The 22,521-nt window shown below is 69.4% G+C and carries 18 protein-coding genes; 7 read left to right on the top strand and 11 right to left on the bottom strand.

The annotated features are described in order from the left end of the window. Nucleotides 1-237 precede the first annotated feature (237 nt). The 3 genes from QTI68_RS03445 to acuI form a co-directional block, all read right to left on the bottom strand. A complete protein-coding gene (locus QTI68_RS03445; RefSeq protein ID WP_436411529.1) occupies nucleotides 238-663 on the bottom strand; it encodes an Lrp/AsnC family transcriptional regulator in 426 nt (141 codons plus the stop codon). A gap of 20 nt (nucleotides 664-683) precedes the next feature. Beyond that, the gene (locus QTI68_RS03440; protein ID WP_286519680.1) at nucleotides 684-5,045 is read right to left on the bottom strand and encodes a DEAD/DEAH box helicase; all 4,362 of its coding nucleotides are present in this window, start codon (nucleotides 5,043-5,045) and stop codon (nucleotides 684-686) included. Nucleotides 5,046-5,124: 79 nt separating this feature from the next. Next, on the bottom strand, nucleotides 5,125-6,111 hold the full coding sequence (acuI, locus tag QTI68_RS03435; protein WP_286519679.1) for an acrylyl-CoA reductase (NADPH): 987 nt from the start codon (nucleotides 6,109-6,111) through the stop codon (nucleotides 5,125-5,127). Between the two features lie 143 nt (nucleotides 6,112-6,254). Here acuI and QTI68_RS03430 point away from each other — a divergent pair, with 143 nt between their 5' ends. Continuing rightward, nucleotides 6,255-8,057, top strand: coding sequence for an NAD(P)/FAD-dependent oxidoreductase (locus QTI68_RS03430; protein ID WP_286519678.1), 1,803 nt, complete (start codon nucleotides 6,255-6,257; stop codon nucleotides 8,055-8,057). A 17-nt stretch (nucleotides 8,058-8,074) separates the two neighbouring features. Here QTI68_RS03430 and QTI68_RS03425 read toward each other — a convergent pair whose 3' ends face one another. Next, the gene (locus QTI68_RS03425) at nucleotides 8,075-8,422 is read right to left on the bottom strand and encodes an FHA domain-containing protein (protein ID WP_286519677.1); all 348 of its coding nucleotides are present in this window, start codon (nucleotides 8,420-8,422) and stop codon (nucleotides 8,075-8,077) included. An 81-nt stretch (nucleotides 8,423-8,503) separates the two neighbouring features. Then, complete coding sequence (locus QTI68_RS03420; protein WP_286519676.1) at nucleotides 8,504-9,151, bottom strand: TetR/AcrR family transcriptional regulator; 648 nt, start codon at nucleotides 9,149-9,151, stop codon at nucleotides 8,504-8,506. Between the two features lie 98 nt (nucleotides 9,152-9,249). Here QTI68_RS03420 and QTI68_RS03415 point away from each other — a divergent pair, with 98 nt between their 5' ends. From QTI68_RS03415 to QTI68_RS03405, 3 genes are all read left to right on the top strand, one after another. Beyond that, nucleotides 9,250-9,669: a VOC family protein gene (locus tag QTI68_RS03415; protein WP_286519674.1), complete on the top strand. Its 420-nt coding sequence runs from the start codon at nucleotides 9,250-9,252 to the stop codon at nucleotides 9,667-9,669. 60 nt (nucleotides 9,670-9,729) lie between these two features. Beyond that, nucleotides 9,730-10,038 carry a putative quinol monooxygenase gene (locus QTI68_RS03410; protein WP_286519673.1) on the top strand — a complete coding sequence of 103 codons (309 nt, stop codon included), beginning with the start codon at nucleotides 9,730-9,732 and terminating at the stop codon, nucleotides 10,036-10,038. Nucleotides 10,039-10,103: 65 nt separating this feature from the next. Continuing rightward, the gene (locus tag QTI68_RS03405; protein ID WP_286519672.1) at nucleotides 10,104-11,228 is read left to right on the top strand and encodes an ATP-binding protein; all 1,125 of its coding nucleotides are present in this window, start codon (nucleotides 10,104-10,106) and stop codon (nucleotides 11,226-11,228) included. A gap of 55 nt (nucleotides 11,229-11,283) precedes the next feature. Here QTI68_RS03405 and gap read toward each other — a convergent pair whose 3' ends face one another. Together gap and tkt are read right to left on the bottom strand one after the other, a co-directional pair. Then, entirely contained in the window at nucleotides 11,284-12,285 is a 1,002-nt protein-coding gene (gene gap / locus QTI68_RS03400; RefSeq protein ID WP_286510944.1) for a type I glyceraldehyde-3-phosphate dehydrogenase, read from the bottom strand. Nucleotides 12,286-12,326: 41 nt separating this feature from the next. Beyond that, on the bottom strand, nucleotides 12,327-14,378 hold the full coding sequence (tkt, locus tag QTI68_RS03395) for a transketolase (protein WP_286519670.1): 2,052 nt from the start codon (nucleotides 14,376-14,378) through the stop codon (nucleotides 12,327-12,329). Nucleotides 14,379-14,479: 101 nt separating this feature from the next. On the opposite strand from tkt, the gene QTI68_RS03390 reads away from it, so the two are divergent. Further along, nucleotides 14,480-14,869 carry an S-adenosylmethionine decarboxylase family protein gene (locus QTI68_RS03390; RefSeq protein WP_286519669.1) on the top strand — a complete coding sequence of 130 codons (390 nt, stop codon included), beginning with the start codon at nucleotides 14,480-14,482 and terminating at the stop codon, nucleotides 14,867-14,869. 14 nt (nucleotides 14,870-14,883) lie between these two features. Further along, complete coding sequence (locus tag QTI68_RS03385) at nucleotides 14,884-15,588, top strand: nucleotidyltransferase family protein (protein WP_503011628.1); 705 nt, start codon at nucleotides 14,884-14,886, stop codon at nucleotides 15,586-15,588. A 43-nt stretch (nucleotides 15,589-15,631) separates the two neighbouring features. Here the strand turns inward: QTI68_RS03385 and QTI68_RS03380 are convergent, their stop codons facing one another. Continuing rightward, entirely contained in the window at nucleotides 15,632-17,629 is a 1,998-nt protein-coding gene (locus tag QTI68_RS03380) for a hypothetical protein (RefSeq protein ID WP_286519666.1), read from the bottom strand. Between the two features lie 137 nt (nucleotides 17,630-17,766). Between QTI68_RS03380 and QTI68_RS03375 the strand changes: the two genes are divergently transcribed. Next, nucleotides 17,767-19,152 (top strand): aminopeptidase P N-terminal domain-containing protein, encoded by a 1,386-nt coding sequence (locus tag QTI68_RS03375; RefSeq protein WP_286519665.1) that lies wholly within the window; start codon nucleotides 17,767-17,769, stop codon nucleotides 19,150-19,152. A 21-nt stretch (nucleotides 19,153-19,173) separates the two neighbouring features. Here QTI68_RS03375 and QTI68_RS03370 read toward each other — a convergent pair whose 3' ends face one another. The 3 genes from QTI68_RS03370 to QTI68_RS03360 are packed head-to-tail and all read right to left on the bottom strand — an operon-like array spanning nucleotide 19,174 to nucleotide 22,504. After that, nucleotides 19,174-20,745, bottom strand: coding sequence for an FAD-dependent oxidoreductase (locus QTI68_RS03370; RefSeq protein WP_286519663.1), 1,572 nt, complete (start codon nucleotides 20,743-20,745; stop codon nucleotides 19,174-19,176). Then, on the bottom strand, nucleotides 20,742-22,274 hold the full coding sequence (locus tag QTI68_RS03365) for a polyamine aminopropyltransferase (RefSeq protein WP_286519662.1): 1,533 nt from the start codon (nucleotides 22,272-22,274) through the stop codon (nucleotides 20,742-20,744). The genes QTI68_RS03370 and QTI68_RS03365 overlap by 4 nt, the downstream gene beginning before the upstream one ends. Before the next feature lie 11 nt (nucleotides 22,275-22,285). Continuing rightward, nucleotides 22,286-22,504 carry a DUF350 domain-containing protein gene (locus QTI68_RS03360; RefSeq protein WP_286519661.1) on the bottom strand — a complete coding sequence of 73 codons (219 nt, stop codon included), beginning with the start codon at nucleotides 22,502-22,504 and terminating at the stop codon, nucleotides 22,286-22,288. Nucleotides 22,505-22,521: the final 17 nt, after the last annotated feature.

Genomic DNA, 22,521 nt, shown 5'->3' with positions numbered 1-22,521 from the left:
CGAAGGCATGCCAAGGCGGGCCAATCAAGGCGCACGACGCCGCATGTGCGTTGGCACATGCAAGGAGTGCAACGCGGAGTGGCACGCCTTGGCATGCCTTCCCTTCGGGTTGCCCGGCCAAGGGGCTGGATGCAAGGCGCCCGCGCGCAGCAAGGCTTTGGCCTTGCAAGCGCGGGCAACGCCGCAGACGGCCCCTTGGCCGGGCAACGCGATCCCTGGAAATAGGGTGAACACGCCCTACCGATAGGTCGCCAGATGAATGCTGGTCTCCGTGCTGCGAATCCCCTTGAGCAGCCGGATCCGCTCCAGCACCTGCGACAGCTCGGCCATCGAGGCGGCGCGCAGCTCGGCCAGCAGGTCCCAGCGGCCGTTGGTGTCGTGCAGCGCGGCGACGCCGGGCTCGCCGAGCAGGCTGGCGATCACCGTGCGGGTCTGGTTGCCTTCGACCAGGATGCCCATCCAGGCGCGGATCTCGTCCGAGCGCGCCTCCGGCCGCAGCTGCACTGCATAGCCGACGATGACGCCGCCATCCTCCAGCTTGCGCAGCCGATTGGCGACCGTGCCGCGCGAGACGCCGAGCTTCTGCGCCAGCACGGCCGCCGGCAGGCGGGCGTCCTGCCGCAGCAAGGCGATCAGGCGATGGTCGAGCGGGTCGATGTCCATCACGCCAGTCTAGCGAAGGCCTAGCCCGACGCTTGCGACACCAGCTCCGCCACCCGCGAAGGCGCCTCCGACATCAACGCCCGATGCGCGGCCTGCGCCAGCGACGGCGCCAGCGCCTGCAGCAGTTCGACCTGGCCGGCCACCAGGCTGGCGATCGGCACGCCGTCGCGATACAGCACCCGCGAACCCGCCACGCGCGCGGCCTTCGGGCCCGGCATGATGGTGCCGAGCAGGTTCGCGGGGTCGGCGGCTGCCAGGCGGACGAGGGCGCCATCGAGCGGCCGGCGCCGCGTTTCGCGCAGCAGGCCGATGGCTTCGGGCAAGGCGAATTGTTCGCCCGCCACGCCGGCGATGAAGCGGCCGCCACGGATCTCGCCGCGCGCCTCGAGCCGGCGGTAGGCGCGCACCAGGTCGCGCCACGGCGGCAGCCAGGCGGCCTCGCGCTCGAGCAGGCGCCAGCAGACCACGCCGTAGCGGCGCAGCAGGACCCGCGCGACCTGCTCGACGGCATCGCTGCCCACGCGCGCGGGCGGATCGGCCGCCGCCACCGGCACACGCGCGCGGACCAGCGACCAGCGCCCCGCATCCTCGATCCCGAACAGCGCCGTGCGGCGATGCCGCCGCCCATGCGTCGAAGTCGAGCGTTTGGACGGCGGGATCAGCAATGCGCGAAGACCCGCGTAGCTGTCGCAATGCACCCGGCCGCGCATCACCAGTTCGCTCAGCGCATCCTCGAGTTCGGTGCCAAGGAGGTGCGTGCCCTGGACCATTTCGTCGAAGAAGGAAGCGCCATGCTCGGCCAGGAACGCCGCCACCCGCCGGGCCCGCGAGCCCAGGCCGTCGTCGTTCCCGGGCACCGGCGCCAGGCCGTTCCAGAGCGCGGCGCTGCGGCGCGGCAGCAGCAGGATCGGCGCCGAGCGCAACGAGGGGCTGCCACCGCCCGGCCGGCCTTCGATGGCCACCGGCCGCAGCCGCGTCCACAGCGTGCGGCCCGCGGTGCAGAGTTCGTCGAGCCAGGCCGGGGCGTAGTCCTTGACCCGCGCCGGCAGCAGCTCGGCCTCCCAGAGTCCGGCCGGCGCTTCGTAGCCTTCGAGCTGCGCCAGGATGCCGGCCAGCGCCTCGGGGCCGCTGACCCGGCTGGCGGCAGCGACACGCTGCCACTCGAACAGGAAGCGCGCGAAGTCGCGCGGCTCGACCGGCTCGATCTCCTGCCGCAGCCGCTTCAGCGTGTAGCGGTGAATGCGGGCCAGCAGATGACGCTCGCACCATTCGAGCGCCGGCGTGCCGGGCGTGAAGCGGCCCTGCAGCACCGAGCCTTCGGCCTGCAAGGCCCCCAGGGCGGCATCGACATCGGCCCCCGGCAGCCCGAGCGACGCGGCCAGCGCAGGCGCCGACACCGGCCCGAGGCCACCGAGCCGCGAGCGCAGCAGTTCGCGCAGGGCGTCGTCGGCATCGGCCGGCGGCGCCGCATCGGACGGGGGCTCGATCTCGGGCGCCATCGCGGCCCCGGGGTAGAGCGAGCGGACCTGCGCCCATCGCTCGGCCGCGACCCACAGGCCGCGGCCCGGCGCCGTGGCGACCGCCAGCCGCGTCGCCCGCCGGTCACTCGCCAGCGCCTGCAGCCAGTCCTGCCAGCCTGCGTTGGCCAAGGCCTCGGCGTCGCTGACCACGCCGAGCCCATGAAGCGCCTCGTGCATCTCGTCGGCGCTGCGCGCCCGCGGCCAGGCTTCCTGGCGCACGGCCTCGATCGCCTCGCTGTCGAGCTGGCCCAAGTCGTCGGCGCTTTCCGGATCGACATAGCGGCGGTTCTGTACCGCCTGGGTGCGGCGCTCCTCGAGCGGCGCGTCGTCGAGAAAAGCATAGGGTCGGGCATTCAGCGCCTCGGCCGCGAGCGCCGACGGCGCCGGCACATCGCGCGCCAGCACCTCGACTTCGCCGGACTCCAGCTTCGCGAGCAGCCGCAGCCAGCCCGCGGCATCCATGGCCTCGTACAGGCAGTCCTGCAGCGTCTGCGCGACCAGCGGATGGTCGGGGATCTCGCGCGCGCCGGCCAGGTTCTCGGCGCAGGCGACCTGGTCCGGGAAGACCGCGGCCAGCAGATCTTCGGACTTCATCCGCTGCAGCTGCGGCGCCACCTTGCGCCCGCCCATGAAGCGCGGCAGCGCCAGCGCCGTGGTGGCGTTCCAGCGCCAGCGCACGCCGAACAGCGGCGCATCGAGCAGCGCCTGCACCAGCACGTCGAGCGCCGAGGCCGAGTGCAGGTAGCGCGCGACTTCGTCGAGCGCGAAGCTGTGGCTGGTCGACAGCGACAGCACGATCGCATCCTCGGTCGCGGCGGCCTGGAGCTCGAAATTGAACTGGCGGCAGAAGCGCTTGCGCAGCGCCAGCCCCCACGCCCGGTTGAGCCGGCTGCCGAAGGCCGAATGGATCACCAGCTGCATGCCGCCCGAGGCATCGAAGAAGCGCTCCATCACGATGCGCTGCTGGGTCGGCAGCGCGCCGAGCACGCGCAGCGTTCGGGCCAGGTGCTCGACGATCTGGCGCGCCGCTTCGGCTTCGAGGCCGACCGCGCCGGCGAGCCATTCGGTCGCACCCTCGACGCCCCGGGCGGCCAACGCCGCCTCGATCCCGGCGCGCAGGCGCGCAACGCCGAACGACAGCTCGTCGCTGCGCCCGGGGGCCTCGCCGAGCCAGAAGGGGATGTTCGGCGCCGCGCCGTGGGCATCCTCGACCCGCACCCGGCCAGGCTCGATCTTCAGGATGCGGTAGCTGGCGTTGCCGAGCTGGAAGACGTCGCCGGCCAGGCTCTCGACCGCGAAATCCTCGTTGACGCTGCCGATCTTGTGCGCCTGCGGCTCGAGCACCACCGTGTAGTCGCCGGTCTCGGGAATGGTGCCGCCCGAGGTCAGCGCGGTCATGCGCGCACCCCGGCGCTCGCGCAGCAGGTGGTGCACCGCATCGCGATGCACGTAGCTGCCGCGCGCGCCCTGGCGGGTGGAAAAACCTTCCGACAGCATCCGCACCACCGCCGCGAAATCCTCGCGTTTCAGGTCAGCGTAGGGCCAGGCGCGGCGCATGAGCGCGAACAGTTCGTCTTCCTCGCATTCGCGCGAGGCGGTCTCGGCCACGATCTGCTGCGCCAGCACGTCGAGCGGCGCCGGCAGCACATGCAGCGCGTCGAGTTCGCCGCGGCGCACGCAGTCGAGCAGCGCCGCGCACTCGACCAGCTCGTCGCGCGACTGCGGGAACAGCCGCGCCTTCGGCACGCCGCCCACCGCATGGCCGGAGCGGCCGGCGCGCTGCAGGAAGGTGGCGATCGAGCGCGGCGAGCCGAGCTGGCAGACCAGGTCGACCTCGCCAATGTCGAGCCCCAGCTCGAGCGAGGCCGTGGCCACCAGCACCTTCAGCTGGCCGCGTTTCAGGCGCTGTTCGGCATCGAGGCGGGTCTCTTTCGCGAGGCTGCCGTGGTGCGCCGCGACCACCTCCTTGCCGAGGATCTCGCCCAGGTGGCGCGCCGCCCGCTCGGCCATCCGGCGCGTGTTGACGAACAGCAGCGTGGTGCGGTGCGCATGAACCAGGGCGGCGATGCGCGCATAGACCTGCTCCCACTGGGCGTTCGACATCACGGCCTCGAGCGGCGTCGGCGGCAGTTCGAGCGCCAGGTCGCGCTGCTTGGCATAGCCGATGTCGACGATCGCGCAGTCGGCGACACCGTCGACCACCGCGCCGGCTCCGACCAGGAAGCGCGCGATCTCGTCGATCGGCTTCTGCGTCGCCGAGACGCCGATGCGCGTCAGCGGCGCTTGGCACAGCGCCTGCAGCCGCTCGAGCGACAGCGCCAGGTGGCTGCCGCGCTTGCTGCCGACGATGGCGTGGATCTCGTCGACGATCACGGTGCGCACGCCGGACAGCATGCTGCGGCCCGACACCGAGCCGAGCAGCACGTAGAGCGACTCGGGCGTGCTGACCAGCACATGGGGCGGCTTGCGCAGCGCCTGCTGCCGCTCGCGGGCCGGCGTGTCGCCGGTGCGCACGGCGGTGCGGATCTCGACGTCGGGCAGGCCGAGCTTGGCGAGTTCGGCGCGGATGCCCGCCAACGGCGCCTGCAGGTTGAGGCCGATGTCGTTCGACAGCGCCTTCAGCGGCGACACGTAGACCACCGTGGTCTGGTCGGGCAGGCCGCCGGGCTGCAGGCCCTGGCGCACCAGGCCGTCAAGCGCCGCAAGGAAGGCCGTGAGCGTCTTGCCGGAGCCGGTCGGCGCCGCGATCAGCGTGTGGCGGCCGGCCGCGATCGCCGGCCAAGCGGCGGCCTGGGCCTCGGTCGGGGCCGGGAAGGTGGCGTCGAACCAGCGGGCGACGGCGGGATGGAAGGTGTCATGCACGGCCTTGCATGAGATCAGGCCGCGCCGGCCGATGTCAAGGCGCCAGCCGCGGCGCCGACACAACCTGCAACCTGCGCCCTCAGGCCCTGACGTCGACCACCACGCGGCCGCGCACCTGTCCCGCGAGCAGGCGCGGCGCCATTTCGGCCACCGCGCCGAGGCCGAGGGTCTGGGTATTGGCGTCGAGCAGGTCGCGCGGCAGCTCGGCCTCGAGCCGTCGCCAGGCCTCGACCCGGCGGGCCTGCGGCGCCTGCACGCTGTCGACCCCGGCGAGCGTCACGCCACGCAGGATGAAGGGCGCCACGCTGGCCGGGAAATCCATGCCCTGCGCCAGCCCGCAGGCGGCCACCGTGCCGCCGTAGCGCAGGCTGGCACACACGTTGGCGAGCGTGTGGCTGCCGACGCTGTCGACCGCCGCGGCCCAGCGCTCTTTCTGCAGCGGCTTGCCGGGCTCGCCGAGCGTTGCCCGGTTGATGATCTCGCGAGCGCCCAGGTGTTGCAGGTGCGCGGCTTCCGCCGTGCGGCCGGTGGAGGCATGCACCTCGAAGCCGAGCCGGGCCAGCAGGGCGATCGCGATCGTGCCGACGCCGCCGTTGGCGCCGGTGACCAGCACCGGGCCCGCGGCCGGCGTCACGCCGCGGTCCTGCAGCGCCATGACGCACAGCATCGCGGTGTAGCCCGCGGTGCCGATCGCCATCGTCTGGCGGGCGTCGAAGCCCGACGGGATCGGCACCAGCCAGTCGGCCCGGACGCGGGCCTTTTGTGCCAGGCCGCCCCAGTGCGCCTCGCCGACACCCCAGCCGTTGAGCAGCACCGCATCGCCGGCCTGGTAGCGCGGATCGCTGCTCGCGGCGACCGTGCCCGCGAAATCGATCCCCGGCACCATCGGGAACTTGCGCACCACCGGCGACCTGCCGGTGATCGCCAGCGCATCCTTGTAGTTGACGGTGGAATAGGCGATGTCGACCAGCACCTCGCCCTCCGGCAGTGCGGCGTCGTCGATCGCGGTCACGGCGGCACGGGTGCTGCCATCGTCGGCCTTGGTCAGTAGCAGGGCATCGAACATCTGGACACTCCTTGTCTTTTCAGGATCGGCGGGCCGAAACGCGCGAGCATCGCACAGCGCCCGGCGTTTGACGACGGCCCACGATGGGCGTAGCGTTCTCGCCCCGGCCCGCACGCAGGCCGCGAAAGAAGGAGACATCGACGATGACCGATCTGTCCGCCCATCCGACGCAGACCGCCAGCGCCTGGCTGGCCGATTTCCAGTCCGCGCTGGAGCGGCGCGACATCGACGCCGCGGTGGCCCTGTTCGAGGCCGACAGCTACTGGCGCGACCTGGTCGCCTTCACCTGGAACATCCGCACGCAAGAGGGCCCCGAGGCGATCCGCAAGATGCTCGAAGCCCGGCTGGCCGACACCCGGCCGACCGCCTTCGCGGTCGAGGGCGACGCCACCGAGGCCGACGGCGTGGTCGATGCCTGGTTCACCTTCGAGACCGCGGTGGCGCGCGGGCGCGGCCACCTGCGGCTGCGCAACGGCAAGGCCTGGACGCTGCTCACCACCATGACCGAGCTCAAGGGCTTCGAGGAGCACAAGGGGGAGCGCCGCGTCAAGGGCGCCGAGCACGGGGCGAACCCGCAGCGCAAGACCTGGCTCGAACGGCGCCAGCAGGAGGCCGAGACGCTGGGCTTCGCCGAGCAGCCCTACGTGCTGATCGTCGGCGGCGGGCAGGGCGGCATCGCGCTCGGCGCGCGGCTGCGGCGGCTCGGCGTGCCGACCATCATCGTCGAGAAGAACGCGCGCCCCGGCGACTCCTGGCGCAAGCGCTACAAGAGCCTCTGCCTGCACGATCCGGTCTGGTACGACCACCTGCCCTACCTGCCGTTCCCCGACGACTGGCCGGTGTTCGCGCCGAAGGACAAGATCGGCGACTGGCTCGAGATGTACACCAAGGTGATGGAGCTCAACTACTGGGGCTCGACCACCGCGAAGAAGGCCCGCTTCGACGAGGCGAAGAAAGAATGGGAAGTGGTCGTCGAGCGCGACGGCCGCGAGATCGCGCTGCGGCCGAAGCAGCTGGTGTTCGCGCTCGGCGTCTCGGGCTTTCCGATCCTGCCGAAGATTCCCGGCGCCGAGACCTTCGAGGGCGAGCAGCACCATTCGAGCGCGCACCCCGGACCCGAGGCCTGGCGCGGCAAGAAGTGCGTGGTGCTGGGCTCCAACAATTCGGCCCACGACATCTGCGCCGCGCTGTGGGAGAACGGCGCCGACGTGACCATGATCCAGCGCAGCTCGACCCACATCGCGCCCTCCGATTCGCTGATGGAGCTGGCGCTCGGCGGGCTCTACTCCGAGGCCGCGCTCAAGGCCGGCGTCACGACCGACAAGGCCGACCTGATCTTCGCCTCCGTGCCCTACCGGATCATGGCGCCGATGCATGTGCCGGCGTATGAAGAGATGAAGCGGCGCGACGCCGACCTGTATGGGCGGCTCGAGAAGGCCGGCTTCCTGCTCGACTTCGGCGTCGACGGCTCCGGCCTCTTCATGAAGTATCTGCGCCGCGGCTCGGGCTACTACATCGATGTCGGAGCTTCGGAACTGGTCGCCAACGGCAGCATCAAGCTCCGCAGCGGCGTGACCATCGAGCGCATCAACCCGAAATCGGTGACCCTGAGCGACGGCAGCGAGCTGCCGGCCGACCTGATCGTCTATGCCACCGGCTACGGCTCGATGAACGGCTGGCTGGCCGAGCTGATCTCGCCCGGGATGGCCGACAAGGTCGGCAAGGTCTGGGGCCTTGGATCCGACACGCCGAAGGACCCCGGCCCCTGGGAAGGCGAGCTGCGCAACATGTGGAAGCCCACGCAGGTGCCGCAGCTGTGGATCCACGGCGGCAACCTGCACCAGTCGCGCCACTACTCGCAGTTCCTGGCGCTGCAGCTGAAGGCGCGCATGGAAGGCCTGCCGACGCCGGTGTATGAGACCGCGCCGGTGCATCACACCCGCTGAGCGCGACCGGGGCGATCTCAGACCAGGTCGCCGCGCGCGCTCATCAAACGGACGCTCTCGTCGCCGATCACCTCCTGCTCCGGGGCCAGGAAGCGCATCCAGTAGCCGGCGATGTCGATGTTGTCGCCGTTGGCCAGCGCCTGCATCTCGATGCGCTTGCCGTTCACGAAGGTGCCGTTGCGGCTGCCCAGGTCGCGCAGGATCACCAGCGGCCCCTCGGTGCTGAGCTTGGCGTGAAATCGGCTGACCCTCGGCGACGCCAACACCACGTGGTTGTGTTCGGCCCGGCCGATGGTCATGCCGGGCTCCGACACCGGCACCTGGGTGGTCTGGCCGGTGGGGGTCATCAAGATCAGCATCGCCATCCGTACACGCTCCATTCAAGAGCGTCCAAACTTAGCTTTTGGAGTACTAAAGTACAAGTTCTTTAGGGTTACATCCCGTATTCACAGGCCCTTCTCGACCATGTCGAGCAAGCGCTGGCCGAGCGACTCCACTTGCGGCGCCGGCAGGCCGCGCAGCGGGCCGTCGATGACCAGCAGGGCCAGCCCGTGCACCGCCGACCAGGCCAGGAACTCGGCCCCCGGCCGGCGCTCGGGCGGCATCGCGCCGGCCTGCACCAGCCGGTCGAGTGCGGCTGCGAGCAGTTCAAAGGGGTTGAGGCCGCTCGCGCCGCCCTTGGCATCCGGCGGCGCGTCCTCGACCTCGACCGGCGCCGCGAAGGCGGTCCGGAAGAGGCCGGTTTCGGCCCGGGCGAAGCGCAGGTAGCCGGTGCCCACGGCGCGCACGCCGGCCCGGGCGTACGCCGCTGCATCGGACGTCGGCGCCAGGGCCGCCAATTCGGCCTCCATGGCCCGTGCCACTGCGGCCAGGGCCGCGGCCCGCACCGCCTGGAGCAGCGCCTGCCGGCTCGCGAAGTGCCGGTAGGCAGCGTTGGGAACCACCCCGGCGCGGCGCGTCGCCTCGCGCAGCACCACCGCTTCGGGGCCGCCGGCACGGGCCAGTTCGACGCCCGATTCGAGCAAGGCACGGCGCAGGTCGCCGTGGCGGTAGGTGCTGCGCGCGGAAGAGCGGGCGGGGACGGTGGAGGTCATCGATTTTTCATGTGGACAGCGTCCATTATCTTTGCTATCGTTTTGTGGACGTTGTACACAAACATCCTCTGCCACCTCTCACCGAAAGGAAAGTCACGATGCAAGTCCAGTCCTATCTCTTCTTCGAGGGCCGCTGCGAGGAGGCGCTCGAGTTCTACCGCAAGGCGGTCGGCGCCCAGGTCACGATGCTGATGCGCTTCAAGGAAAGCCCCGACCCGATCCCGGCCGACAAGGTGCCGCCGGGTTCGGAAGACAAGGTGATGCACGCGAGTTTCAATATCGGCGAGACGATGCTCATGGCGTCCGATGGCTTCGCCAAGGGCCAGCCGACCTTCAAGGGCTTCGCGCTGTCGCTGAACGCCGCCGACGAGGCCGAGGCCCGCCGGCTGTTCGGTGCCCTGGGCGAGGGCGGCCAGGTGCAGATGCCGTTGGGCAAGACCTTCTGGTCACCGGCCTTCGGGATGGTGGAGGACCGCTTCGGCATCTTGTGGATGGTGCAGGTCCCCGCGCCGATGTGACAGGCGGCCGCGGCGCTTTGCCCGTAAATTCGATGGTTCATTCCAAAGGAGCCATCGTCCATGATCCATGTCGTCGCCGTCATCACCGCCAAGCCCGGCCAACGCGAGCTGATCCTCGAGGCCTACCGCGCCAACCGGCCCGCGGTGCTGGCCGAGAAGGGCTGCATCGAGTACACCGCGACCATCGACGCGGCGGGCATGCCGGCCTCGCGCGGCAGCTTCGGCGCCGACACCTTCGTCGTCGTCGAGAAGTGGGAAACCCTCGCCGACCTGCAGGCCCACGCGGCGGCGCCCCACATGGCCGCCTACGGCGCCAAGGTCAAGGACTGGACCGAGAGCCGCTTGATCCACGTGCTTGAGCCAGCCTGAGGTCAGGTTCCGACAGAAATTTCCATATTTCTGTCAATTGACAAAATTGTGCCAAAATCTGTCGGATGCGCACGCCGTCCGACCCCTGGCACTTCGCCCGCCCCGAGCTCGCCGGGGGCTACCTGCAAGCCTTCGACCTCGGCCTGGTGTCGGCCCGCGGGCTGTTCGCCCGGCGCCGCATGGGCAAAAGCGAATTCCTGAAGCATGACCTGCTGCCGGCCGCCGAAGCCGCCGGCTACCTGGCCGCCTACACCAACCTCTGGGACGACGCCGATCATCCGGGCCAGGCGATCGCCACTGCCATCCTGTCGGCCGCCAAGTCCAAGGGGCTCGCCCAATTCTGGGAAGACCTGTCGACGCCCATCCGGAAGATGAAGGCGGGCGGCAAGCTGCCCCTCGGCGTCGAGGGTTCGGTCGAACTGGACCTCGCCGACAAGGAAAAACTTGCGGTGCCGGCCATCCAGGCGGCGCTGCAAGCGGCCGACAAGACCCGCAAGCGGCTGGTCCTGGTGATCGACGAGGCGCAAGTACTCGCCAGCCCGGAGCACCGACAGGTGGCGCATTCGCTGCGCGCGGGCCTGGACATTCGCAAGGCGAGCGTCAAGGTCCTGTTCGCAGGCTCATCGGAGGCGGCGCTGCGCGAAATGTTCTCGCGGGCATCGGCGCCGTTCTACAACTGGGCGCCGGTGGAGCCGTTCCCGCTGCTCGGCGATGCCTTCGTCTCGGCAACGGTGGCCCAGGTCAAGCGGCTGGCGAAGCAGCCGCTGGCGCTCGCCGATGCAAGGCAAGCGTTCCTGTCCTTGAAGGAAACGCCCGAGTTCTTCCGCTGGTATATCGAGCGCTACCTGCTCTACCAGGGCCAGGGCCCCGAACTGGCCTTGCAGCACACGCTGGCACGCGTCCACGACGACAGTGGCCACGCGAAGGCCTGGAAGGCCATGAACCGGTCCGATCGTGCGGTCCTGCTGCTTGCCGCGCGCGGCGTGCAGGACCTCTATGGCGCCGCCGCACTGACGCAGCTCCGCGAGTTGATGGGCAGCGGTGACGTCACGGCCAGCGTGCCCCGAAGCGCCCTGCGCCGCCTGACCGGTCCCAAGATGCAGGCGATGGCACGGGTCGACCACGGCCTCTACCGCTTCGAGGACCCCGAGTTCGAAGCCTGGGTGCGCAGCCGCAGGACGATCGACTGACGACGCCCAAGAAAAACGCGCCCGAGGGCGCGTTTCTTCAGGGGCCGGCGCAGCCTTACTTGGCCATCACCCGGACCATCTCCAGGCACTTGTTCGAGTAGCCCCATTCGTTGTCATACCAGCTCACCAGCTTCACGAAGGTGCCGTCGAGCGCGATGCCGGCATCGGCGTCGAAGATCGAGGTGCGCGGATCGCCGCGGAAGTCGGTGGCGACGACCTTGTCCTCGGTGTAGCCGAGCACGCCCTTCATGGCGCCTTCGCTCTGGGCCTTCATCTCGGCGCAGATTTCCTGGTAGGTGGCGTCCTTGACCAGTTCGACCGTGAGGTCGACCACCGAGACGTCGGAGGTCGGCACCCGGAAGCTCATGCCCGTGAGCTTCTTGTTGAGTTCGGGAATGACCACGCCCACGGCCTTGGCCGCGCCGGTGCTCGACGGGATGATGTTCTCGAGGATGCCGCGGCCGCCGCGCCAGTCCTTGTTGCTCGGGCCGTCGACCGTCTTCTGGGTCGCGGTGGCGGCGTGCACGGTGGTCATCAGGCCGCGCTTGATGCCCCACTTGTCGTTCAGCACCTTGGCCAGCGGCGCCAGGCAGTTGGTGGTGCAGCTGGCGTTGCTGATGATGGCTTCGCCGGCGTACTTCTTGTCGTTGACGCCGTAGACGAACATCGGCGTGTCGTCCTTGCTGGGGGCCGACAGCAGCACCTTCTTCGCGCCCGCGTCGATGTGCTTCTGGGCCGTGTCCTTGGTCAGGAACAGGCCGGTCGATTCGAGCACGATGTCGGCGCCGACATCGCTCCAGTTGAGCTTGGACGGGTCGCGTTCCTGCGTCAGGCGGATCTTCTTGCCGTTGACCACGAGCGTGTTGCCCTCGACCGTGACTTCGCCCTGGAAGCGGCCATGCACCGAGTCGTACTGGAGCATGTAGGCCAGGTAGTCGGGCTCGAGCAGGTCGTTGATCGCGACCACTTCGATGTCGTGCTTGAAGTTCTGCACCGCCGCGCGAAGCACGTTGCGCCCGATCCGACCGAAACCGTTGATGCCGAGTTTGATAGTCATGTCTTTCTGCTCCTGGAGGTTGAAAACTGGGGCGACCGATGTCAGCGCGCGAGCGCCGCCTCGACCGTGGCAGCGACGTTCTCTGCCGTGAAACCGAAATGCTTGAACAGCACGCCGGCAGGTGCCGACTCGCCGTAGGTGTCGATGCCGACGACCGCCGCGACGCCGTACTTCCACCAGCCGTCGGTGCAGCCCATCTCGACGGCGATGCGCGGCGTTCCCTTGGGCAGCACGCTCTTCTTGTAGGCCACGTCCTGGCGGTCGAAGGTGGTGGTGGAGGGCATCGAGACGACGCGCACGCCGATCTTCTTCGCCGCCAGCAGCTCCTGGGCGCGCAGCGCCAGCTGCACCTCGGAACCGGTGGCGATGATGACCGCCTTGAGCTTCTTGTTCTTGAGGCCCACGTCTTCGGGCTCGGACAGCACGTAGGCGCCCTTGCTGATGTCGCTCAGGTCCTTCTTGGGCGAATAGGGCAGGTTCTGGCGCGACAGCAGCAGCGCCGTCGGGCGGTCGGCGTTCTGCAGCGCGACGGCCCAGGCCACGGCTGTTTCGGCGGTGTCGCCGGGGCGCCAGACATCGAGGTTGGGGATCAGCCGCAGCGAGGCCGCGTGCTCGATCGACTGGTGGGTCGGACCGTCTTCCCCGAGACCGATCGAATCGTGCGTGAAGACATGGATCACGCGCTGCTTCATCAGGGCCGCCATGCGGATCGCGTTGCGGCTGTAGTCGCTGAAGGTCAGGAAGGTGCCGCCGTAGGGAATGAAGCCGCCATGCAGTGCGACGCCGTTCATGATGGCCGCCATGCCGAACTCGCGCACGCCGTAGTTGATGTGGCGTCCGATCGAGCCGTCGGGGATCTGCTCGTTGCCTTCGCTGCGGACCACGGCGCCATGGCTGTCGAAGCGCAGGCTCGGCGTGCTCTTGGTGTTGGTGAGGTTCGAGCCGGTCAGGTCGGCGCTGCCGCCGAGCAGCTCGGGCAGCGCGGCCGTGAAGGATTCGAGCGCCAGCTGCGAGGCCTTGCGAGAAGCCACGGTCTCGGCCTTGGTGTGGGCCGCCACCACGGTGTCGAAGGCCGTCTGGTGGAAGGTCTTCGGCAGCTCGCCCTTCATGCGGCGGGTGAACTCGGCGGCCAGGTCGGGGAAGACGGTGGTGTAGGCCGCGAACTTCTCGTTCCACTCGGCTTCATTCCTGGCGCCGGCGGCCTTGGCATCCCATTCCTCGTAGACCGCGGCCGGCAGCTCGAAGGGTGCGTGCGTCCAGTGCAGCGCGCTGCGGGTCAGGCCGATCTCGTCGGCGCCCAGCGGCTCGCCGTGCGCCTTGGCGGTGTTGGCGCGGTTCGGGCTGCCCTTGCCGATCTGGGTCTTGCAGATGATCAGCGTCGGCCGGTCGGCGTTCTTCTTCGCCTTCTCGATGGCCTTCGACACGTCCTTGGCATCGTGGCCGTCGATCGGCCCGATCACGTGCCAGCCATAGGCCTTGAAGCGCTCTTCGGTGTTGTCGATGAACCAGGGCTTGACCTGGCCGTCGATCGAGATGCCGTTGTCGTCGTAGAGCGCGATCAGCTTGCCGAGCTTCCAGGCGCCGGCCAGTGCGGCGGCCTCGTGGCTGATGCCTTCCATGAGGCAGCCGTCGCCGAGGAAGGCGTAGGTGTGGTGGTCGACGATCTCGTGGCCCTTGCGGTTGAACTCGGCGGCAAGCAGCTTCTCGGCCAGCGCGAAGCCGACCGCGTTGGTGAGGCCCTGGCCCAGCGGCCCGGTGGTGGTCTCGACGCCCGGCGTGATGCCGGTCTCGGGATGGCCGGCGGTCTTGCTGTGCAGCTGGCGGAAACGCTTGAGTTCCTCGATGGGAAGCGCATAGCCGGTGAGATGCAGCACCGAATAGATCAGCATCGAGGCGTGGCCGTTCGACAGCACGAAGCGGTCGCGGTCGAACCACTGCGGGTTCACCGGGTTGTGCTTCAGATGATCGCCCCACAGCGCAACCGCCATGTCGGCCATGCCCATCGGTGCACCGGGATGCCCCGAGTTGGCGAGTTGAACGGCATCCATTGCCAACGCGCGGATCGCGTTGGCCATCAAGGCTTGGTTGGCCATCTGTGGCTTTCTGGGGGCAGGTTAGGGGGAACCCGCTATTTTAACGGGCGGGGTGGGGCGGGCCCGGAATGGGGCGGAACGGGCTGCTAGAGTGCCGGTCCATGCAAGGGCTTCACCTGACTGCCGACCTCCTCGATTGCCGCTGCGATCCACGCTGGCTGGTCGACGCCGACACCCTCGGCGCGGCCTGCGTCGTGCGCGCGGAAGCCGCCGGCCTGCAAGTCGTCGGGCGGCTGTTCCATGCCTTCCCGTCGACGCCGCAAGGCGTCGGCGGCGTGACGGCCGCCGTGCTGCTGGCCGAGTCGCACCTGTGCGTCCATACCTGGCCGGAGCAGCGCGGCGTGACGATCGATGTCTATGTCTGCAATTTCGGCGCCGATCACTCGACCAAGGCCCAAGGGCTGATGGCGGCGCTCGAAGCGCTGTTCCTGCCCGGGCGCGCCGAGCGGCACAGCCTGTTGCGCGGGCAGATCGGCGCGGTCGCTGCATGAGCACCTCCAAGGCGATGATCCTGGCCGCCGGGCGCGGCGAGCGCATGCGGCCGCTGACCGACCTGGCGCCCAAGCCGCTGCTCGAGGTGCAGGGCCGGCCGCTGATGCAGTGGCCGCTCGAAGCGCTTGCCGCCGGTGGCTTCAGCGACGTGATCGTCAACACCGCCTGGCTGGGCGAGCAGATCGAAGCACGCTTCGGGGCCCGGCACGGCGCCTCGACGCTGCGCTACTCGCACGAAGGGCGCGACTTCGGCGGCGCGCTCGAGACCGCAGGCGGCATCGTGCGGGCGCTGCCGATGCTCGGTGATGTCTTCTGGGTGGTGGCCGGCGACGTGTTCGTCCCGGACTTCGCCTTCACCCGCCAGGCGGTCGAGCGCTTTGCGGCCAGCGGCCGGCTCGCGCACCTGTGGCTGGTCGCGAATCCGGGGCACAACCCCAACGGGGATTTCGGCATCGGCGCCGATGGCAGCGCCTTGTCGGATGCGGCGCAGAAACACACCTTCTCGACCATCGCGCTGTACCGGAGCGGCCTGTTCGCGCCGCCGTTCTGCGCGATACCGGCGGGCAACCCCGGCGGTGCGAAGGCGGCATTGGCGCCGCTGTTGCGGGCCGGCATGGCGGCGGGCGCCATCAGCGCCGAACGCTATGACGGGCCCTGGACCGATGTCGGAACACCGGAGCGGCTCGCCGCGCTGAACAAACAAAAACGGCCCGCTTGAAGCGGGCCGTTGGTTGCGTTGGCCGATTGGCAGGCTTTGCCGATCAGGGCACGTTGGCCGTCTTGAGCTGGAACGGCTTGCCCGGGTAGGCCATGGCGCCGGCGTACTCGATCGCCACGTTGCCGGTCGGCGTCACCGGGCAGCTGGTCGTGGTCGCGCAGGCCTTGCCGTCGGCGAAGACGACCGGGCCGTAGCGGTAGTTGCGCAGTGCCTTGCCGGCGTAGTCGGCCACGCTCACCACGTAGCCCATGGTGGCGAAGTTGTCCGCGTCCTCGACCGCGATCGGGTCGGCCAGGCGCGAGTCCTGCAGCGTGCGCACGATGCTGCCGCTGTTGCCGTTGCTCGCGAAGCGCACCCACGAGACCTTGCGGTCGGTACGCGAATTCACCAGCACCTGCGTCTGCGTGTTGCCGCTCGGCTCGCCCTTGGAGCTGGCGATCGAGGTCGGATTGCGGCCGATGCCCGTGACCGAGCCCACCTCCGTCAGGGCGCCCGCCGCCGGTGCCGGAGGCGAAGCGCCGTTGGCGTAGCCGTCCAGGCTGTAGATGTGCAGCGTGCCGTCCTGCGTCGCGACCCAGGCCCGGCTCGCGCCATCGTACACGCTGGTCTTCACTGCGGTGGGCCGCTGCGCCAGCGACACCGTCTTCACCACCGTCGGAACCTGCGAAGGCTGCTGCGTGAAGGTGTAGGGCCACTGGTTGTCGGCCTGCCCCAGGCTCGCCATCCGTGAATTGAAGGTCGCCTGATCGCCGTCGAAATAGACGCTGTTGACGTAGGTGAACAGCGGTTTCAGGTCGATGAAAGCCACCTTCTGCTCCGACTTGGAGATCACCACCGCCACCCCGCCCTTGGCGTAGCGGCCGTAGTTGGCGCCGCCGGGCAGGAAGCTCTGGCGGTTGGTCTGACTGGTCAGCGGCGTCTGCCAGGCGATCCCGCGGCCGTTGATGTCCAGCGTGAGCCATTGGTTCAGGCCGGTCGTGACCGCGATCTCGGTCGGCGCCGTCATCCCCGGCAGGTCGACGTAGCCCAGGATCTTCATGAAGGCGATGTTGCCCACGTTGAACAGGCCCGGGTAGGCGGCGCCCCACTCGTACCAGTAGTTGACGGTGGTCGAGGGCGAGTACGGATCGCAGCCAGGGCACAGGCCGGCCAGCGCGACCACCGCGACCTGGCCCTTGAGGGCGGTCGTGTCCCACACCGTCACCAGCGCGAATTCGCTGTCGTTGGTCATGGCGATGCCGGTCGGCACCTTGTTCGCAGGCAGTTTGACGGTCGTCGGGGTGCTCGCGGTGTTCGAGCCGGCGGTGCCGATCACGCCGTTCTGGTAAGCCACCAGGCTCTGGTTGCAGAAGCCGGTCTGGCCGCTGCAGCGGCCCATCGCCACGGGATCGCCGGTGACGACGCCGGCCTTCTTGTAGCTCGCGGCAGTGAAGCTGTCCATGAGGCCGGCGGCCGTCCCGCCCACGGTCCAGCTGAGCTGGGGCGTCTGGGCGAAGGTGTTGTACTGGTAGCCGGTTATCTGCAGATCGGTGACGCCCATGCGCTGCGACGGATCGTCGGCGACATAGGTGAGGTTGGCCGCGCTGGTGGAATAGAGGCCGGCGTCGGCCGTCGGCGCACCACCGATCTGCCAGGTGCCGGCCAGGGTGCCGCGGCCCGGGATGTTGAGCGGATTGGCCGGATCGTGCGCGTACAGCGTCGGAATGCCGGTATTGTCGACCGCCGTGTCCGCCGAACCGTAGCGGTAGGCGATGCCGGCGTCCTTGCTCAGCTTGGCCGCCAGGTCGCGGTAAGCGGTAGCGGAGATTGCCTGAGAGTTGTCGACGATGTCGTTCGTCAGCGCCGGGCCTGTCGCCAAGGGGCTGCCGCTGCCGGTGGTCGTAGTGGCCGCCGCTGCCGTCGCCGGCGTCGTTGCGCCAGCGCTGCCGGCGCCCAATGCGGCGATGCTCCCGCCGCCACCACCGCCACCGCCTCCGCCACACCCCACCAGCGCGGTTGCAGCTACTGCGAGCAAAATCGCGCTGTTGTGTAGAACTTTCAAGAAAAACACCTCCAAAATGACAAGTTGGTGGTTTGTACGTGGGAGTGGTCCTACAGGGCAACCCTTCTTGCATTTCTTTTCTTGATGTTTTTCAGCCTCTTCCTACAGCTGTTACATCAGTAGCGCATGGTGACCTTATGACCGCGAATTATCAAGTCCAGCGTCGATTACTACTTTCTTCTAATATAGGAAAAGACGGAATTGCCATCATCCCGACGGCGCCCGAGCGGCAGCGCAACCGCGACAGCGACTTTCTGTACCGGCACGACAGCTACTTCTATTACCTGACCGGCTTCACCGAGCCCAATGCCTGGCTGGTGATCGCAGGCGACGGGCGCTCGACCCTGTTCTGCGCCCCGAAGAACCTGGAGCGCGAAATCTGGGACGGCTTGCGGCTCGGCCCGGAAGCGGCACCGGCGGCGCTGGGGGTGGACGAGGCCTATTCGATCGAGGAGCTCGACGCCCGGCTGCCGCGCCTGCTCGAGAACAAGAGCGTCGTCTGGTACCCGTTCGCGACCCACAAGGGACTCGAAACGCGGGTCGACGGATGGCTGTCGTCGGTGCGCGCGCGGGTGCGCTATGGCGCGCTCTGCCCTGAAGAGCAGCGCGACCTCTGCGGTCCGCTGGACGAGATGCGGCTCGTCAAGGACGAGACCGAGCAGGACACCATGCGCCGCGCCGCGCAGATCAGCGCCCGGGCCCATGTCCGCGCCATGCAGTTGTCGGCGCGCATGCTGCGCGAGGGCCGGGAAGTGCGCGAATACCATCTCGACGCCGAGCTGCTGCACGAGTTCCGTCTCGGCGGCTCGCAGTACCCGGCCTACGGCTCGATCGTCGCCGCCGGCGCCAACGCCTGCGTGCTGCACTACCGCGCCGATGCGGCGCCGGTGCGCGACGGCGAACTGGTGCTCATCGACGCCGGCTGCGAACTGGACGGCTACGCCAGCGACATCACCCGCACCTTCCCGGCCAACGGTCGCTTCACCGGCCCGCAGCGCGCCCTGTACGACCTGGTGCTCGCCAGCCAGGACGCCGCCGTGGCGGCGACCCGGGCCGGCCAGCGCTTCACCGACCCGCACGAGGCCACCGTGCGGGTGCTGTCGCAGGGCATGCTGGACCTCGGGCTGCTCGACGCCGACAAGGTGGGCGGGGTCGACGACGTGATCGAGAAGCGGGCCTACTTCGCCTACTACATGCACCGCACCGGCCACTGGCTGGGCATGGACGTGCACGACTGCGGCAGCTACATCGAGCCGACCCAGGTCGGCGAAGTGAGCGAACGCCGGGACCCGCTGTCCAACGAACTGATCCAGAACCGGCCCAGCCGCATCCTGCATCCGGGCATGGTGCTGACCATCGAGCCCGGCATCTACGTGCGGGCGGCGGAGGGCGTGCCGGAACAGTTCCACAACATCGGCATCCGCATCGAGGACGATGCCATCGTCACCGAGACCGGCTGCGAACTGATTTCGCGCGGCGTGCCGGTCAAGGCCGACGAGATCGAGGCGCTGATGCGCGGCTGATGCGCGGGCCCCCGGGGCCCGTCAAGCCGCCGCGAGGTGGCCGCGCGTGAAAGCCTCCTCGAAGATCGAGTAGCCCGACCAGTCGGCGTGGGCGAAGGCCAGCCGGCCGGCCTGCACGCGCGCCGGTGCGCCCATCCGCGCCAGCCAGCCGGGCGCCGGGATCGCCATCGCGTGGCCATGGCGCGTGATGTCGATCCGGGTCGCCTGTGCGGCGATGTCCGGATGCGGCAGCGACAGCTCGGCCAGCAGCTCGTCGCGCCAGGCGCTCCAGGGCCGCTCCAGCAGCTGGCGCCGGGCGTCGGGCCCATCCCAGCGGCTCGGGCCGAGCGGCCGGTACCAGGTCAGCACCGTGGCCCGCGGCGTCGGGTCGAGCGCCTGGTGCCGCGCATCGACATAGCCGAGCCCTGCGCTGCCGTGAACCACGTTGTCCCATGAGGGCGCGGCGCCCGGCCGATCGGCGAGCGCCGCGCGCAAATGCACGTTGGCCACCAGCCACGGCGCGTAGCGCAAGGTCGCCGCCGCCTGCCGCAAGCGCTCGGGAGCAGCTTCCACCACCCGGGCGGCGATGAACGCCGGCAGCGCCACGATGCAGCGCTCGGCCTGCCAGCGCACCCGCGACCCGCTGGCGACATCGACCGCATCGACTTCGACCCCATGGCGGGTCTCGGCGATGCGGGTCACGACCTGGCCGGTCCGGAGCCGGTCGCCGAGCGGCTGCGCGAGCCGCCGGGCCAGCCAGGCGTTGCCTTCTGGCCAGGTCAGCACCGCCTCGCGCTCGCCGTCGTCCTCGCCGGGCGCATGGAAGCCGTGCCGGCTGGCGAAATAGTGGATGCCGGCCCAGGCCGACACGTGGGCCAGGCCGGCGCCATAGTCGTCGCGGCAGCAGTAGTCGAGGTACCAGCGCAGATGCGCATCGGTGAAGCCTTCGCGCGCCAGCCAGGTCTCGAAGGGCAGCGCGTCCAGCGCCAGCAGCGCGGGCGCAAGTTCGGCGCGCAAGGTCGGGATCGAAAACCGCGCCTCGCGCCGCAGTGCGTCCACGCGGGCCGAAAAGCGACGGTAGGCGTCCAGCGTGCCGGCGCCCACGCCCTGCATCGGCAACAAGCCGTCCTGCCAGCTGCCTTGAAAGAAGAGGCGCTCCTGCGGGCTGTGGCAGAGATGCCGCTCGTCGTAGGTCCAGCGGCCGGCCACGCGCCGGCGCAGGCCGAGCTCCTCGAGCAGGTCCTGCACTTCGGGGGCCTGGTCGCCGGGCAATGGCAGATAGTGCGCACCGAGCGGGCAGGCGATGCCCTGCAGTTCGCCGGCGCGGCTGTTGCCGCCGGCCGTGTCCTCGAGTTCGAGCAGCGCGAACTCCTCGATCCCCGCCAGGCGCAGGGCCCGCGCCGCCGCCAGTCCCGCCACGCCGCCGCCCGCGATCACGACACGGGTTCGCCGGGTGGCATCGGGCATAGCCTTCGCACCCAGCGCGCCGTCGCGCAGCGCGTGGCCGCGCGCTACATCGATGCCCGTGAACCCGCCCTCGATGGCCGGCGCCGGCTCGCAGCCGGCGAGTGTCGCCGCCGCGGCAGCCGCGCCCAGGAACGCGCGCCGCCTCATCGCGTGCCCCACTCGTGCTCGTAGGTGGTCACGAGGATCTGGTTGGAGAGCCGGTTCACCTCGGTCGGGACCCGCGCCATGTCGCGCGGAAAGTCGAACAGCAGGGGCAGGGTCGCCACCGACAGGAAGCGCAGCCCCCCGGGCAATGCGTCGGGCATCCGGAACGGCCGCCGGCTGGCGACGATGTAGCCCCATTCGCCGAAGCTCGGCACGTGCGCGTGGTACGGCGTCGCGGTCAGGCCGACCGACTCGATGGTGGTCGCCACGGTCCAGAAGCTCTTGCGCGCCACCAGCGGCGAGGTGGTCTGGACGACCGCATAGCCGCTCGCAGCCAGCCGCTGGTCGAGCAGCGCATAGAACGAGCTGGTGTAGAGCTTGCCGATCGCGAAGTTGGTCGGATCGGGAAAGTCGACCACGATGACATCGAAGACCTCGCCGGGCTGCTGCAGCCACTGGAAGGCATCGGTGTTGACGATCTTCAGCTTCGGCGACGCCAGCGAATGGCCGTTGAGCACCGCCAGCGTCTCGTGATCGCGAAACAGCCGGGTCATGTTCGGATCGAGTTCCACCAAGGTCACGCTCTCGACCGAGGGGTACTTGAGGATCTCCCGCACCGCCATGCCGTCGCCGCCGCCCAGCACCGCCACCTTGCGCGGCGCGCCGTGCGCTGCCATCACCGGATGCACCAGCGCCTCGTGGTAACGGTACTCGTCGCGCTCGGCGAACTGCAGGTTGCCGTTCAGGAACAGCCGATGCCCGGCGGCCCCGCGCGTGACCACGATGCGCTGGTAGGGCGAACTCTCGCTGAAGACGATGCGGTCCTGGTAGAACTTGTCCTCGGCCAGCGTCGTGATGCGGTCCGCAAAGGCGAATGCCACCGCCAGTGCGGCCAGCGCCAGCGTGCAGGCCAGCGCATGGGCGCCGACGCGGCGCAGCTCGTGCCGGAACAGCCAGAGCGCCCAGACCGCCACCGCCGCATTCATGAATCCGAACAGCAGCCCGGTGCGGATCATGCCGAGCTGCGGCACCAGCAGCAGCGGGAAGGCGATCGACACCGCCAGCGCGCCCAGGTAGTCGAAGGTCAGGACCTGCGACACCAGGTCCTTGAGCGCCACGTTGCGCCGCAGGATCCGCATCACCAGCGGGATCTCGAGCCCGACCAGCGTGCCGACCACCAGCACCAATCCGTAGAGCAGCAGCCGGAAGGCGCCCGGCACGTAGGCGTTGGCGATGAACAGCAGCGCCGGCAGGGCACCGCCGACCAGCGCCACCATGAGCTCGATGCGCAGGAAGTGCGCCGGCAACTGGCGCTCGAAGTAGCGCGACAGCCAGGAGCCGACGCCCATCGCGAACAGGTAGCTGCCGATGATGGTGCTGAACTGAAGCACCGAATCGCCGAGCAGGTACGAACTCAATGCCGCGGCACTGAGTTCGTACACCAGCCCGCAGGCCGCGACCACGAACACGCTGGCGAGCAGCGCGATCTCGACCGGCCGCGGTCCTGCCCGCTCGACGGGCAGCGCCGACAAGGCCGCCTCCCTCAATGGATCGCCGCGGCGACGATGATGCAGATGCCGAGGCTCATCGCGGCCACCACCAGGCCGAGCGCCATGTTCTGCTTCTCGACGATCTCCTGCCACAGGTCATAGGGCGTGAGCTTGTCGATCAGCAGGAAGGCCAGCCAGAAGACCGCCAGGCCGATCACCGCATAGAGCAGCGATCCGAAGATCACGTCCGGCTTCAACCATTCAATTCCCATGATGAGAACCTCCGAAA

The sequence above is a fragment of the Variovorax sp. J31P207 genome, assembly GCF_030316965.1.
Classification (GTDB): Bacteria; Pseudomonadota; Gammaproteobacteria; order Burkholderiales; family Burkholderiaceae_C; genus Variovorax; species Variovorax ginsengisoli_B.
The sequence above is the reverse complement of the archived record's forward strand: the minus strand, read 5'-3'. Positions and strand labels throughout refer to the sequence as shown.